We start from the raw sequence: 14,304 nt of genomic DNA, 5'->3' as shown, positions 1-14,304 counted from the left end.
ATGTTTCCCCATTTAGGGAGATGAAATGAATGAGTGACCAAATCCGCTTCTTCTACGGGGAAAAGAAGCACAACACATGGCCAAAGCTGTTCGTCTTACATGAGGGCGTTCTCTATACCGAGTATCTCAACCACTATCACAAGGCCATAAGCCGTGATGTAGTCGGGAGAAACTTCAACCCTAAATTTTATAGCTGGAATGGGTATCAGACGATTGTCGAGATAGATAAAGAGACCGCATTGAAAACCAAGCTCATCAAACAAATTAACTGGATTGCTCAATACCTAGAGACACTAAAACTTAAGCAAATTGACTGGGGTATGCACCCCGCCAAGTAGACAACACGATGGGATAGCAGACCTCTATTTACGTTCCACCAACCCATTGTATGCTCACAACAGCTCAACAACGCCACACTGGCTATCCCCGGTGGCAAACAAGCAGGATGGAGAGATATTGAAACAGCACAGGCTGCCCGAAGGCAGCCTGTGGATGGGGGCGGCAACCGCACCGACCGGGGGAAACCAACACTGCGGAGTTAGAAGAGCTTCACCTTGCTCTGGCCCAGCGCATTGAACAGGGCCGGGGTGAGGCTCTCCATATTGCTGTAGAAACCGAGCTGCTGGCAGAGCAGATAGGTCTGCTCGGTCGCCTCCATCAGGAAGGCCTGACTGTAGGCATCACCCGCCGCCTCGGGGCGACCATCCAGCTCCGCCAGCTTGCCCTGCAGTATGTAGTAGAGCACCGAGCGGCCGCGACTCGCCGCCTTCTCCAGCAGATAGTTGGCCTGCTGTTGCTGCCCGTTGAGGATCGCCTGCAGGGTCAACGCCTCCCACACCCGGGCTGGCAGGGCGCCGCTGTTTTGCACCACGCTGGCGAGATGGGTGCCAATCCCCTGCAGCCGCTCGCTCTCGGATTTGCCCGCCAGGGTGGCCAGCGCCTCGCCCGCCAGATAGCGCTCCGCCAGCAGCAGCGGCTGATCCGGATGGGCAATCAGCGCCTGCTCCAGCAGATCGATGCCCCGCTTGAGGGCGACCGGATCCCGGCTGTTGATGTAGTACTGCGCCTCCATCAGCGCCATCAGCGAGGCATCGTCGGTGGGCCAGCCCATCCCCGGCTCGGCATCGGGCTGGTCGAGGGCGCGCAGCAGATCCTGACTGCTCGCCTGCAACACCCCGTGCACATTGTGGCGGCTGAGCTGGTATTGGTGGCTGAACAGCACCCGGTTGGTGTTGATATTGCGGTACTCCAGATCGAGATAGGTGCCGCGGGGCTGGCGGGTGACCCGCACGCTCAGCTCCTTGCCGGGCAGGATGCCCCCCATCAGATTGGTGGCGCCATACTGCACCCGCAATGGCGTGGCCACCGCTACCTCCCCCATCAGGGCGCGGGTGATGCCATCGGCCAGACGCACGTTCTCGTTGTTGTCATCCATGCCGGAGTGGAAGCGAAACACCAGCAGATTGGGATCCAGCATGGTGTGTACCTGAGGGCTGGTGTGCTGGTAGCTGAGCATGCTGACAATGGCGATCAGCACGATGGCCACGAAGATATCGAAACTCACCATCTTCCAGCGGCTGCGGGCATCCTTGGCATGGTTGGAGATGGCGCGGGTCAGCGGCCCGGCGGGAAAAGGGGCAACATTGGGCTGTGCATCATCATCGTGATCAGCCGCGGGCGGGCTCAGATCGGAGAGGGTCGGGTTGTCGGAGAGCGCGGTATTGACCGCGGCCGCGGGCTGCTCATCCGCCATCACCACGGAAACTACCTGCAGCGGCCGCACCGGCGCCACCAGCTTGTAGCCGCGCTTGGGCACGGTGACGATATAGTCGGTCGCATCGGTGCGACCATCTTTGAGGATCTTGCGCAGTTCGAAGATGGACTGGGTCACCACCTGATCGGTCACCTCGGCGCCGTCCCACACCTCGTTGATCAGGGTATCGCGGCCAAACACGGTGCCAGCATTGCTCGCCAGAAACCGCAACAGATTGACCAGTCTGGGTTCGAGGTAGACCTCGCGGTCGGGACGACACAACATGTTGTCGTCAACGCTCAGGGTTCAGTCGTGGATCTCAAAAACCGATTCGCTCATGATTCACTCGCTGCAGATGGAGACAATGCACGATGAGAGTGACGCAAGACCCGGACTGACTGAACGGAACAGGGCGCTGCCAGCAGGGACGCGGCAGAAAAGGGAACCGGAACAGTGAATATCGCTGTGAGTCAGTCTGGCCAGGCCATCCTGTTTACGTCTGAAGGGCATCCTTGCGGGCATTCCGACCACCGGGATCGGAAAGGAGCACTTTAAGCAAAACGGGAGCTGGATCCCACTTTTTTTGGCTATAAATCGCCGCTGAGTTGATCCAACTGGGGGTTTGAGGCCAGGGATAAAAGAATAGCGGGCCCATATGGGCAACCTTCCCATGACACCTCCCGCCACCATGATGAATTGTTGAACTGGGTCCGGCTCTCTTCTTATAATCGCTGCACCGTGCCATAACGAAACACAAGGAGGTAAAACATGGTTATCCAAGCGTGCCCGATCATTTCGGCCCGCCTGTTCGGCACATTTGCCTGCTCTTGCCTGCATACCATCGCGCTGCGATAGCGGGTTCGAGCAAAGCCGACTCCCCCCATACCGAGACCTTTCTCGACTCTGCCGTTGTCGCCAGCGCTCCTGATGACAGGGATCCTCGATCCCGCGATTTAAGAGAGCAAGAGCATGACAACCCTGATGAGTACCCATTCCCTGCAGATGAGTGCGGGGCACCTTCCGTTATTTGACAATCTCGAACTCGGCATCCGCGCAGGCGACAGGCTCGGCCTGATTGGCGCCAACGGCTGCGGCAAGAGCACCCTGCTGGCGCTGCTGGCGGGCGAGCGCACGCCTCAGGCTGGCCGGATCGTGCAAGCCGCAGCCTGCCGCTGCGAGTTCGTGGCCCAGCAACTGCCCGCCGGGCTCTCAACCCTCAGCACCCGCGCTGTGCTGTTTGACGCTTTGGCCAACGACTCCGCCGCCGAATGGCAGGTGGACAAGCTGCTGGCCGAGCTGCAGCTGGAGGCTCAGGGCGCACTGCCGGTCAGTGCGCTGAGCGGCGGCCAGCACAGTCGGCTGCAGATCGGGCGCGCCTTGCTGCGCCAACCCAACCTGCTGCTGCTCGATGAGCCCAGCAACCATCTGGATCTGCCCGCCCTGCTCTGGCTCGAGCAGTTTCTGCTGGGCTGGCGCGGCGCCTTCGTACTGGTCTCCCACGATGGCCGTCTGCTGGACCGGGTCACCGAGCAGACGCTGATCCTGCAGGGTGGCCAGCTCCACCGCTTCGCCCTGCCCTGCAGCCAGGCGCGGGCGGCGCTGGCCGCCGAGGATGAGCAGACCCGCCTGCGCCGGGCTGACGAGCAAAAAGAGATCGACCGCCTGAGCGCCAGCAGCAAACGCCTCGCCATCTGGGGGCGAGAGCATGACAACGAGAAGCTGGTGCGTCAGGCCAAGTCCATGGAGAAGCGCATCGCCCGCCTGCAGGAGGAGCAGAGCCAAGTGGCAGCGATGACCCCCTGGCGGCTCGAGCTGCGCGGAGTGAGCCTGCCTGCCGATACCCTGCTGCGACTGGAGACCCTCGACGTATCACCAGCGCCAGCATTGCCGCCGCTGCTGCGCGCCGAAGGGCTCTGGCTGCGGGCGGGGGACAGGGTCGCCCTGCTCGGTGCCAACGGCACCGGCAAGTCCTCCCTGCTTCGCCAGTGCTGGCGCGAACTGGCCGCGCAGAGCCCGCAAGCGGGCTGGTACTGCCACCCCGGCGCCAGCATCGCCTATTACGATCAGTCCCTGCAGCAGCTGTCTGACGACGCCACCCTGAGCGACGCCCTCTACCCGCTGGCCCCTCTGCCGGAGACCACGCGGCGTCAGGCGCTGATCCGGGCGGGTTTCCCCTATGCCCGTCACAGCCAGCAGGTGCGTGCCTTGAGCGGGGGAGAGCGGGCACGGCTGCTGTTTCTCGCCCTGTCGCTCGGCAGCCACCACATGCTCTGGCTCGACGAGCCGACCAACCACCTGGATCTGGCGGGCAAGGAGGAGCTGGCCGACGCCATTGCAGCCTTCCCGGGGGGCGTGCTGCTGGTCTCCCACGACCGGGAGCTGATCGAGCGCAGCTGCAACCGCTTCTGGCTGATCAGGGATGGGCGCATCCAGGAGGCTCACAGCGCCGAGCGGGCCTATGCCGAGCTGCTGGACGCCGAGGTCTCGCCTCTGCAACCGACCAGCGATACGCAAGCGGCCGCGCACCTCCGATCTACCTGCCAAGGGGAGGATGAAGAAATGCTGCTGGCACGCTGGTATGAGCTCGACGCCCTGCTAACCGCCGATCTGGCCCGCAAACCGCGCCACCAGACTCCGCGCCTGCAACAGCAGTGGCGTAACGAACTGCGGCAGCTAACCGGTTTGCTGGGCTTGAGCCATCGCTGATCCATACCGCCATACCTCTGTACAACCGCTTACTGACACGGGGGGCCAGCGTTGGCCACCCAAAAGGAGAAGAGAATGAACACACTGCAAGGGGACGTCATCCAGCTAGACCCTGTGATGGATGCCGATCTGCCCCATATCTATCGCGGCCTGTCGGATCCGCGGGTCGTCGCCTATTACGGCGTCAGCTACGACAGCCTGACGGCGTGCCAGGCCCAGATGGCCTGGTATGCCGAGCTGACCCGCACCGGCCGCGGCGCCTGGCACCTCGTTCGCGACCGGCACACGGGCGAGCCGCTCGGCGCCATCGGCTATAACGATGCCGACCCGACTCACGGGCGAGCCGAGCTGGGCTACTGGCTCTATCCCGAGCATTGGGGCAAAGGGGTGATGAGTGCGGCGCTGCGGCTGTGGCTGCCGCTTACTTACCGCACCAGCGCGCTGCACCGGCTGGTGGCGGTGGTGGAGGAGCCCAACCTCCCCTCCGCCCGCCTGCTCGAGCGGGCCGGCTTTTACTATGAAGGCACGGCGCGGGAGTGCGAACGCAAAGGGGATGGCTTCATCTCCCTGCGCCACTACGCCATCTTGCGCAGCGACCTGCCCGCCAGCCTATGACCTGCAACAAAAAGCCCCGCACTTGGAGACTGCGGGGCTTTTTTCGGGGTTACTTGATGGCACAAACACGCTCATCTGACGCCGAGCGGCGGCGTCTGCGCCGCCACAACGAGAAACCGCCATAAGCCAGACTCAGCACGACGGCATAGAGCACCTGAGTGGCGAGCGCCACCAGCACCAGGGCGCACAGCAGTACGCTCACCCCCGCCAGACTCTTGCCGACCCCACCAAGCAGGCGCCAGCCCGCCGCCATACAGAGCAGGTAGACCAGCACGAAGTTGCCGTTGGCGTAGCGGATCAGCTCATCGAGCGGCAGTCGCAGCCAGATGATCAGGGTGATGCAGAGCAGGCAGATGGCAAGCACCAGAGTGAGCGCCCGCAGCGGCGCGCCGCGCGCGGTGAGCACGGCAAGCGAGGGGGGCAGCTTGCCTTCCCGCGCCATGCTCCAGATCAGCCGCGCAAAGCCCTGAATGTAGATGTTGATGCTGGCAAAGCAGGAGAGGTAACCGAGCACCGCCACCAGCCACTTGGCGGTGGGGCCGAACAGCAGCGCCAGCAGGGAGGGAATGGCAGTGGCATTCTTCGCCTCATCGCCATAGAGGCCATATTTGAGCACCACCAGCGAGTGTACCCAGTAGATAAGCCCCGCCAGCAGCACCCCGCCGAGCAGGGCGATGGGGTAATCCCGCTCCGGCCGCTTGAACTCCTCCCCCATGTGGGCGAAGGCCTCGAGCCCGACGAAACACCAGAACATCACTGCCAGCGCGGTGGCCATGGCAGGCCACTCGTCCGCGCTCGGCAAGGGCCGGGCTGCGTCGCGCCAGCTCACTTCCCCCTTGAACCAGATAAGCAGGGTGAGCCCCAGAATGGCGAGCGCAATCAGCAGTTGCAGGTTGCCGGAGGAGCGCGCCCCGCGCAGCCCCAGCAAAAATACCCCGAGCAGGGTGAGCAGCTGGATGGCCCACAGGGTCCACTCCCCCATCTCGAACAGGGCGTGCCAGAAACCGGCGGCGATCATCAGGGCGGCGGGCAACCCCACCGGTAACACCGCCAGAAAGAGGAAGGCGGAGAAGCGCTCGGCGCCGTTGCCAAAGGCGAGGCCAATCAGGTGCGGCGCGCCGCCCGCATGGGGATAGCGGCGGCCAAGGCGAGCGAAGGTAAAGGCAATGGGCAGCACCAGCGCAATCAGCAGCAACCAGGCCCACAGCGAGGCCCCGCCCGCCAGCGAGGCGGCGGTCGCCGGCACCACGAAGATCCCGGTGCCCAGCAGCGAAGTGGCGAGCAGCCCCATCCCCTGCCAGAGCCCGAGATCCTTTTTCAACGCAGACATATCCCTTTGTCCCGATTAATAGCCAAGTGTCGGGCCATGTTAGGCCTGTCCCGCCCCTTTGTTAAGTACGATGGTTAAGCGCGGTGGCGAAAATATGCAGCCTTTTATTCAGGCTCGGACTCAGCTTGCAGGGATTCGGCCAGAAAATCCCCCAGCAGGGTGATCTTGAGCACCTGCCGCCGCGCTGCCGGGTAGATAAAGTAGAGGGTCTTGGCCGGGCTCTGATAGCGGCCAAGCAGCGGCCAAGCAGCGGCAGCAGACGCCCCGCGACGATATGGTCACGCACCTGTTCGGCTGGCTGCAAAGTGATGCCGGCCCCTGCCAGCGCTGCCGTCAGCAGCGCTGGCCAGTGGTTGATGCGCAGGCGCGAGGCGACCCGCACCTCCTCGCTCTGGCCATCGCCCCCGACAAACTGCCAACGCTCGTGCTCCCCCCAGTTGCCATGCAGACACTGGTGGCGGGCGAGATCGGCCGGATGACGGGGCACGCCGTGGCGATTGAGGTAGTCTGGCGCCGCGCAGAGGCGGTAGTGCTGGGTCAGCAGCGGGCGGGCAATGAGCGCCTCATCCTGCGGGCGCAGGGTACGGATGGCGGCGTCGAACCCTTCCTCCACCAGATCGACCCAGCGCGGGGTAAGCTGCAGATCCAGATCCAGCTTGGGGTAACGCTCGAGGAAGGCAGGCAGCAGCGGTACCAGCCGGTGGTGACCAAAGCTGAGGGGAGCGGCGATGCGCAGTCGACCGGCAGGCTCGGTCAGCAGGTTCTGGGTGAGCGATTCGGTCAGCGCCAGCTCCTCCAGTACCCGCTCGCAGCGGGCAAGAAACAGCAGCCCCAGCTCGGTGAGGGCTTGCTGGCGGGTGGTTTTGTGAAACAGCTTGCCCCCCAGCCACTGCTCCAGTCCCTGCACATGCTTGCCCACCATCTGGGGGCTGATCCCCTGCTCGCTCGCCACCGCGCTGTATGAACCCAGCTCCACCACCCGGGTGAAGATGCGCATACTGGTCAATCGGTCCAAAACCCCTCCTTTGCCCGCTTTTCAGGGCTATGCGGCCCGCTGCCAGGCCTCTTATTAACAACCAAAAGTTTATTAAGAAATAGATTTTAGCCAATTTATCTATCTTTTAGTTACCAATAGAGTGATGCCATTCCCTCCCCACAGGATAACTCTCCATGAAAAGTACCTATCTGGCCGCGCTACTGGTCGGTCTGCTCGCCACCGGTGTCAGTCAGGCTGCCGAGAGCAGCTTTATCAACGACCACGATCAGACTCCCGCCCCTGCCACCGTAACCCTGAGCAAGGCCCAGCCCGATATCTTCCGGGTCAGCCTGCTCGGCACCGGCACCCCGGTGCCCCAGATCAGTCGCGGCGGCTACAGCACCCTCGTCGAGGCGGGCAACCAGAAGCTGGTGTTCGATTTTGGCCGCAACTCCGCCACTCGCCTGTGGCAGCTGCATATCCCCATCGGCCGGGTCAACGCCTTCTTCCTCACCCACTTTCACTCCGACCACACCAACGGGCTGGCGGATCTCTGGCTGACCGGCTGGCTGCAACCGGCCTATGGCCAGCGCCACGCGCCAATGGAACTCTACGGCCCCAAAGGCATCACCGCCCTCGCCCGTGGCTTGCAGCAGGCCTACGCCACCGACATCGCCACCCGGGTCAAAGATGAGGGAACGCCGCTGGACGGGGTGGAGATCAATAGCCACGAGGTCACCGCCGGGGTGGTCTACGACCAGGATGGGGTCAAGGTGACCGCCTTTGACAACGACCACGGGGTCAACATCAAGCCATCGTTCGGCTATCGCATCGACTACCACGGCCACAGCGTGGTGCTCTCTGGCGATACCCGCTACAGCCCCGAAGTGGTGAAGCAGGCCAAGGGGGCCGATCTGCTGGTGCACTGCGTCTCCATGACCTCCGCCGCCCGGATGAAGGCCAACCCCGGCTACAAGGCGATCGCCGGTCACCTCGCCTCCCCCGAGCAAGCGGCCCGGGTAATGAACGAAGCCAAACCGGCGCTGACCGTGTTCAGCCATATCGGCCTCAACGGCCAGATCTCGGTGAAGGATTTGGCGCAGGATCTGCGTGCCCACTACACCGGCACCTTCGTCATCGGCAATGACCTGATGCAGATCGACCTGGCCACCACGGCCTCCGGCAAGGGTTACGCCCTTTGGCAGTCGGAGAATATCGACAACGCCCAGCCATGAATCCCGGCCATAAAAAAAGCCGCCTCGAACGAGGCGGCTTTTTCACAAGGATTAACCGGAGTTATCAGGCAATCAGCTTGTAGATGATACCGGACATGGCGATCAGGCCAATCAGGGTCACGAAGCCGTTGCTGATGTTGCCAGCGTATTTGCGCATGGCAGGAACCTTGGCGATGGCGTACATCGGCATCAGGAACAGCAGCATTGCGATGATCGGGCCGCCCAGGTCTTCGATCATGCCGAGGATGCTCGGGTTGATGGTGGCGATGGCCCAGGTGGTCAGGATCATGAACACGGCAGTGATTTTGTTCAGTTGCTTGGTGTCAACGTTCTTGCCCTTTTCACGCAGCGCCTTGGCCATCAGGCCGTTCATGCCTTCTTGCGCACCCAGGTAGTGACCCAGGAAGGATTTGCTGATGGCAACCATGGCGATCAACGGAGCCACAGTGGCGATAACCGCGTTGTCGAAGTGGTTGGCCAGGTAGGACAGGATGGAGATGTTCTGTTCTTTGGCAGCAGCCAGGTCAGCCGGGGAGAGGCTCAGTACGCAGCTGAATACGAAGAACATAACGGTCATTACCATCATGACGTGAGCGCCCAGCAGGATGTTGCTGCACTTCTTCTCGGCACCTTCACCGTAACGACCTTTGTTATCCACCGCGAAGGAGGAGATGATCGGGGAGTGGTTGAAGGAGAACACCATAACCGGGATAGCCAGCCACAGGGTCTTGATGAAGTCACCGTTGAAGGCGTCGGACAGAGCCGGAGCTTCAGTGATGATGGCACCATTCCAATGCGGGATCAGGTAGAACGCCAGGCCCATCAGGGTGATCACGAACGGGAATACCAGCACGCTCATCGCTTTGACGATAACCTGGCCGCCCAGACGAACAACTGCCATCAGACCGAGGATCAGCGCCAGTGACAGGACGGCACGGGGAGGTGCAGACATGCCCAGCTGGTGAACAATCACGCTCTCGACGGTGTTGGTGATGGCGACTGAATACATCAGTACGATCGGGTAGATGGCAAAGAAGTAGAGCAGGGTGATGAATTTGCCTGCGGTCTTGCCGAAGTGCTCTTCTACTACTTCAGTGATGTCGCCATCACGGGTAGAGCCGGACAGCACGAAGCGGGCCAGACCACGGTGAGCAAAGAAAGTCAGCGGCAGGGCCAGGATCAACATGGCAACCAGCGGCCACAGGCCACCTACACCGGCGTTGATTGGCAGGAAGAGCACACCGGCACCGATCGCGGTACCGTACAGACCCAGCATCCAGACCACATCGGCCTTGTTGATGCCACGGGAAGTGTTGCTGGCTAAACGACCATCAGCTGCAATATTCATGTCAGACATATGTTGTTCCTGTCATCTAGGAAAAATGGGATTCTTGTTTGTTCGGGCCCTTGGCCCGGTTCCCTCTCCCTGGAACGCCTGCTGTCCATCCTTGTTATTAACCTCTCGCACCCCGGCAACCTGGCCATCACTCCTTGTGACAACAAGACCGCAACAAACAACAGTGCGAGATTTTGACCCTGAGGGTCGGCGCCCGTCTCACTTAACAACCGATTAACGCGCACCACTCTTGATGGGCTGACTTTAATTAAATGCCCCTATTAATCACAGCGTTTTTTTGAATTAATCAACCAAAGTTTGATTCGGGTCGCCTTTCGGACGACCAAGATCACACTAGAAGCGCCTTATTGTGAGTTTTTTTTAACAATTCAACTTAGTTTCACTGGAATCAATGGCCTGCGAGCCGCTACATTTACGCAACAACCCATCCATTCCGCACGGATTGTGTGCAGCACGCCCATGGCGTACCCTTGGGATTCACGCCTTTTTGTTGATTGATGATGACCATTACCCGTACCGATCTCGCCGAACTGGCGGTGTTTGCCGCCGTCGCCCGCCACCGCAGTTTCAGCAAAGCCGCCCTCGAACTCGGGGTCTCCGCCTCGGCCCTCAGCCATAGCCTGAAAGGACTGGAGGCGCGGCTGGGGGTGCGGCTGCTCAACCGCAGCACCCGCGCCGTGGTGCCGACCGACGCGGGCCAGCGGCTGCTCAAGCAGCTGCTCCCCACCCTCAATACGCTGGAAGAGGCGCTCAGCGAGCTGGCCCGCAACAGCGACGAGCCGGTGGGTCGACTCAAGCTCTGCGCCCCCCGTGGCGCCATCGACAGCCTGCTGGCTCCGGTGCTGATCGACTATCTACGCCGTTATCCCAGAATGCAGGTGGAGGTGGTGGAGCAGGAGCTGATGCCCCGGCTGATTGAAGATGGGTATGATGCGGCACTCTTTTACGGAGACTTGCTGCCCAAGGAGATGATCGGGATTCCCCTTGGCTCGCCCCAGCGCTATCTGGTGGTGGGCTCCCCCGCCTATCTGGCCGAGCACGGTACGCCGGAGCACCCGAGCGAGCTGAGCCGCCACGCCTGCATCGGTTATCGCCTCACCCCGCACCATCACTATCGCTGGGCCTTTGCCGCCGATGGCAACATGCTGGAGATCGAGGTGACCGGGCCACTCACCACCAGCACCCCGGCACTCTATCTCGGTGCCGCCGAGGCGGGGCTGGGGCTGGCCTACTGTCTGGCAGAGGAGGTGAGTCAAAAGGTCGCGGAGGGGAAACTGCTCACCGTGCTGGAGCCCTGGTGCCCCACCTTTGCCGGTTTCTACCTCTTCTATCCCAGTCGGCACCAGCTGGGCAGTGGCCTGCGCATCCTGATCGACATGCTCAAGGCTCACTACCAACATCCCGGATTAATGAGCGACACTCAGCAATTCATCAAGTGAAACCCTGATTATCACCAAATAAGTATTAATCTAGACTAGCTGTTCGATATTCGAGCTCCCCGAGAGAACAGATATGTCTGCCTATTTAACACTGCGGCAACGGGCCATGACCCGTCGCTTCTGGGCTTATGCCCTCCCCTCCATTCTTGCCATGCTGGTCTCGGGGGCCTACTACCTCGTCGACGGCATCTTCGTCGGCCACTATGTCGGTGCCGCTGGCCTCGCCGGGATCAATCTGGTCTATCCGGTCATCATGGTGCTGATTGGTCTGGCCGCCATGATCAGCATGGGGGCGGCCACCGCCATCTCCTTCCAGCAAGGGGCGAAAAACGACACGCTGGCCCGTCAGGCACTGGTCAACGCCCTCTGGCTGCTGGCCGGACTCGGGATCATTGCGCCGGGTCTGCTCTATTACACCCACACCGATATCCTGCTGGGGCTGGGGATTGAACAGGGCACCGAGACCTGGAAACAGGCGAGTGACTACCTCACCTGGATTGGCGGCGGCACCCTGCTGCTGGCCAGCAATCTGGCGGTCCCCTATCTGCTGCGCAACGATGGCCGCCCGAAACTGGCCATGGTGCTGGTGAGCAGCGGCGCCGTGCTCAACATCATCCTCAACTACATCATGGTGGGTCGGCTGGGGCTGGGATTGATCGGCACCGCGCAAGCCACCCTGATGGCAGAAGGCGCCGTGAGCCTGATCGGCCTTGGCTACTTCTTTACCCCCTGGGCGCGGCTGCGCCTCAGCTGGCGGGATCTGGTGCCCAATATCCCCGCCATGCCGAACCTGCTCTTTACCGGCCTGCCAAGCCTGATTGCCCAGTTCAACCTCGGCCTGTTGCTGATGCTGCACAACAGCCAATTGATGGTGTATGGCAATGTGAAGGATCTGGCGGGCTTTACCGTGGCCGGTTACACCGAAGCGGTCTTTATCGTCATTCTGCAGGGGCTGGCGTTCGGCATTCAGCCGCTCATCAGCAAGGCGGCGGGGGCCAAGCGCCATCGCAACCTCAAGTACCTGATGGAGATGGGGCTCAAGTTCACCTTTATCTACGGCATGCTGGTGTGGCTCACCATCCAACTGCTGCCGGGACAGGTCGCCATGCTCTATACCGGCGACAAGGATCCCGAACTGCTGGCCGCCGCCATCAGCAGCCTGACCCTCAACCTCGGCGCCATTCCGCTGGAGGGGATCATCATGTTTGGCATCGTGCTGCTGCAATCCATGGCCCGCACCCGTCAGGCGCTGCTCATCTCCATCGCCAAAACCGTGCTGCTGCTACCGCTGATCTTCCTGCTGCCGCAACAGTGGGGGCGTGACGGCGTACTGATGGCCCAGCCCGCCACCGTGCTGCTGCTCACCCTGCCGCTCTGCTGGCTGCTGTGGCGCGAGTGGCTGCGCCTGAAAGTGGCCTGCGCACCAAAAGCCAGGCGCCGTCCGCAACCGGCCAACGCGCGCGCCACCGTCCAGCTGGCCCGCTAAGGCCACTAATCCCGCAAAACAATAAAAAAACCGGCATCCCCTGATGCCGGTTTTGTTATCTGCGCTTCCCGCCTATATCGTACATACAGAGAAGCCTCCGCAAGGGAGGCTTCTCTTATGCAACGCATCAGACTGGATGACCAGTCAGCGCGAACTGAGCGATCAGGGCTTACTTGACGGTCACGCGGGCAAACTTGCGCTTGCCAACCTGATAGACGGCGGTACCGGCACCAATCAGCGCCTTGCCATCTTCCAGCTTCTCGCCATCCACCTTGACCGCGCCCTGCTTGATCATCCGCAGCGCTTCGGAGGTGGTGGCCACCAGATCGGCCTCTTTCAGCAGGTTGGCAATGGCCAGCCCTTCGCCTTCCAGTGCCAACTCGACTTCCGGCATTTCGTCCGGAATGGCGTTCTTGGAGAAACGCTGGGTGAAATCTTCGTGGGCCGCTTCGGCCGCCGCTTCGTCGTGATAGCGGGTGATGATCTCTTTGGCCAGCCAGATCTTCACGTCGCGCGGGTTGAGGGTGCCGGCAGCGATGCCCGCCTTGAACCCTTCGATTTCAGCCAGCGGACGGAAGGAGAGCAGCTCGTAGTAGTTCCACATCAGATCGTCGGTGATGGACATGATCTTGCCGAACATCTCGCCCGGGGCATCGTGTACGCCGATGTAGTTGGCGGCGGATTTGGACATCTTCTTGACGCCATCCAGACCCACCAGCAGCGGCATCATCAGCACGCACTGGGCGGCCATGCCGGCATCTTTTTGCAGCTCGCGGCCCATCAGCAGGTTGAACTTCTGATCGGTACCGCCGAGCTCGACGTCCGCCTTCAGCGCGACCGAGTCATAGCCTTGCAGCAGCGGATAGAGGAATTCGTGAATCGCGATGGATTGGCCGCCGGTGTAGCGCTTTTTGAAGTCGTCGCGCTCCATCATGCGGGCCACGGTCTGCTTGGCCGCCAGCTTGATCATGCCGGTCGCGCCCAGCTCGCCCAGCCAGCTGGAGTTGTACTCGATGCGGGTCTTCTTGGGATCGAGGATCTTGAACGCCTGCTCCGCATAGGTGAGGGCGTTATGCTTGATGGCCTCTTCGGAGAGCGGCGGACGGGTGCTGTTCTTGCCGGAGGGGTCACCCACCATGGCAGTGAAATCGCCGATCAGCAGGATGATCTCGTGGCCCAGATCCTGGAAGGTCTTCAGCTTGTTGAGGATCACGGTATGACCCAGGTGAATGTCGGGGGCCGTCGGGTCCATGCCCAACTTGATGCGCAGCGGGCGCCCTTCCTTCAACTTGGCGACAAGTTCTTCTTCAACCAGAATTTCTTCCGCTCCGCGCTTGATCTCGGCTAGCGCCACCTCGAGCTGGGACATTTTTTGACTCTCCAATCACGATTCCACAGGGCCAAACA

At 61.5% G+C, this 14,304-nt stretch carries 11 protein-coding genes; 6 read left to right on the top strand and 5 right to left on the bottom strand.

The window, feature by feature from the left end:
- Positions 1 to 29 precede the first annotated feature (29 nt).
- Positions 30 to 338 (top strand): hypothetical protein, encoded by a 309-nt coding sequence (locus OKC40_RS02720; protein ID WP_182932798.1) that lies wholly within the window; start codon positions 30 to 32, stop codon positions 336 to 338.
- 200 nt (positions 339 to 538) lie between these two features.
- Here the strand turns inward: OKC40_RS02720 and cadC are convergent, their stop codons facing one another.
- Positions 539 to 2,038: a lysine decarboxylation/transport transcriptional activator CadC gene (gene cadC / locus OKC40_RS02715; RefSeq protein WP_442865883.1), complete on the bottom strand. Its 1,500-nt coding sequence runs from the start codon at positions 2,036 to 2,038 to the stop codon at positions 539 to 541.
- A gap of 684 nt (positions 2,039 to 2,722) precedes the next feature.
- Between cadC and OKC40_RS02710 the strand changes: the two genes are divergently transcribed.
- Positions 2,723 to 4,459 (top strand): ABC-F family ATP-binding cassette domain-containing protein, encoded by a 1,737-nt coding sequence (locus OKC40_RS02710; protein ID WP_270794034.1) that lies wholly within the window; start codon positions 2,723 to 2,725, stop codon positions 4,457 to 4,459.
- A gap of 75 nt (positions 4,460 to 4,534) precedes the next feature.
- A complete protein-coding gene (locus tag OKC40_RS02705) occupies positions 4,535 to 5,074 on the top strand; it encodes a GNAT family N-acetyltransferase (RefSeq protein ID WP_270794033.1) in 540 nt (179 codons plus the stop codon).
- A gap of 49 nt (positions 5,075 to 5,123) precedes the next feature.
- Here OKC40_RS02705 and yjeH read toward each other — a convergent pair whose 3' ends face one another.
- Both yjeH and OKC40_RS02695 read right to left on the bottom strand, forming a co-directional pair.
- On the bottom strand, positions 5,124 to 6,404 hold the full coding sequence (gene yjeH / locus OKC40_RS02700; RefSeq protein WP_270794032.1) for an L-methionine/branched-chain amino acid transporter: 1,281 nt from the start codon (positions 6,402 to 6,404) through the stop codon (positions 5,124 to 5,126).
- A gap of 61 nt (positions 6,405 to 6,465) precedes the next feature.
- The gene (locus OKC40_RS02695) at positions 6,466 to 7,419 is read right to left on the bottom strand and encodes a LysR substrate-binding domain-containing protein (protein ID WP_270794031.1); all 954 of its coding nucleotides are present in this window, start codon (positions 7,417 to 7,419) and stop codon (positions 6,466 to 6,468) included.
- 155 nt (positions 7,420 to 7,574) lie between these two features.
- Between OKC40_RS02695 and OKC40_RS02690 the strand changes: the two genes are divergently transcribed.
- Positions 7,575 to 8,615 carry an MBL fold metallo-hydrolase gene (locus OKC40_RS02690; protein WP_270794030.1) on the top strand — a complete coding sequence of 347 codons (1,041 nt, stop codon included), beginning with the start codon at positions 7,575 to 7,577 and terminating at the stop codon, positions 8,613 to 8,615.
- 64 nt (positions 8,616 to 8,679) lie between these two features.
- Here OKC40_RS02690 and OKC40_RS02685 read toward each other — a convergent pair whose 3' ends face one another.
- On the bottom strand, positions 8,680 to 9,972 hold the full coding sequence (locus OKC40_RS02685) for an HAAAP family serine/threonine permease (protein ID WP_042058614.1): 1,293 nt from the start codon (positions 9,970 to 9,972) through the stop codon (positions 8,680 to 8,682).
- A gap of 500 nt (positions 9,973 to 10,472) precedes the next feature.
- Here OKC40_RS02685 and OKC40_RS02680 point away from each other — a divergent pair, with 500 nt between their 5' ends.
- Positions 10,473 to 11,411, top strand: coding sequence for a LysR family transcriptional regulator (locus tag OKC40_RS02680; protein WP_270794050.1), 939 nt, complete (start codon positions 10,473 to 10,475; stop codon positions 11,409 to 11,411).
- A 73-nt stretch (positions 11,412 to 11,484) separates the two neighbouring features.
- Entirely contained in the window at positions 11,485 to 12,897 is a 1,413-nt protein-coding gene (locus OKC40_RS02675) for an MATE family efflux transporter (protein ID WP_270794029.1), read from the top strand.
- Between the two features lie 169 nt (positions 12,898 to 13,066).
- On the opposite strand, the gene tyrS is transcribed toward OKC40_RS02675, so the two are convergent.
- Positions 13,067 to 14,266 (bottom strand): tyrosine--tRNA ligase, encoded by a 1,200-nt coding sequence (gene tyrS / locus OKC40_RS02670; protein WP_075114142.1) that lies wholly within the window; start codon positions 14,264 to 14,266, stop codon positions 13,067 to 13,069.
- Between the last annotated feature and the right edge of the window lie 38 nt (positions 14,267 to 14,304).

It is taken from the genome of Aeromonas sp. QDB11 (genome assembly GCF_027705265.1).
Lineage (GTDB): Bacteria > Pseudomonadota > Gammaproteobacteria > Enterobacterales > Aeromonadaceae > Aeromonas > Aeromonas allosaccharophila.
Note: the sequence above shows the minus strand (reverse complement) of the source record. Positions and strands in the feature narration are given on the sequence as shown.

Coding starts and splice junctions, on each gene's coding strand:
- OKC40_RS02690 (WP_270794030.1), top strand. CDS start 7,575: ATGAAAAGTACCTATCTGGCCGCGCTACTGGTCGGTCTGCTCGCCACC.
- OKC40_RS02710 (WP_270794034.1), top strand. CDS start 2,723: ATGACAACCCTGATGAGTACCCATTCCCTGCAGATGAGTGCGGGGCAC.
- OKC40_RS02680 (WP_270794050.1), top strand. CDS start 10,473: ATGACCATTACCCGTACCGATCTCGCCGAACTGGCGGTGTTTGCCGCC.
- cadC (WP_442865883.1), bottom strand. CDS start 2,038: ATGTTGTGTCGTCCCGACCGCGAGGTCTACCTCGAACCCAGACTGGTC.
- OKC40_RS02675 (WP_270794029.1), top strand. CDS start 11,485: ATGTCTGCCTATTTAACACTGCGGCAACGGGCCATGACCCGTCGCTTC.
- OKC40_RS02685 (WP_042058614.1), bottom strand. CDS start 9,972: ATGTCTGACATGAATATTGCAGCTGATGGTCGTTTAGCCAGCAACACT.
- tyrS (WP_075114142.1), bottom strand. CDS start 14,266: ATGTCCCAGCTCGAGGTGGCGCTAGCCGAGATCAAGCGCGGAGCGGAA.
- yjeH (WP_270794032.1), bottom strand. CDS start 6,404: ATGTCTGCGTTGAAAAAGGATCTCGGGCTCTGGCAGGGGATGGGGCTG.
- OKC40_RS02705 (WP_270794033.1), top strand. CDS start 4,535: ATGAACACACTGCAAGGGGACGTCATCCAGCTAGACCCTGTGATGGAT.
- OKC40_RS02720 (WP_182932798.1), top strand. CDS start 30: ATGAGTGACCAAATCCGCTTCTTCTACGGGGAAAAGAAGCACAACACA.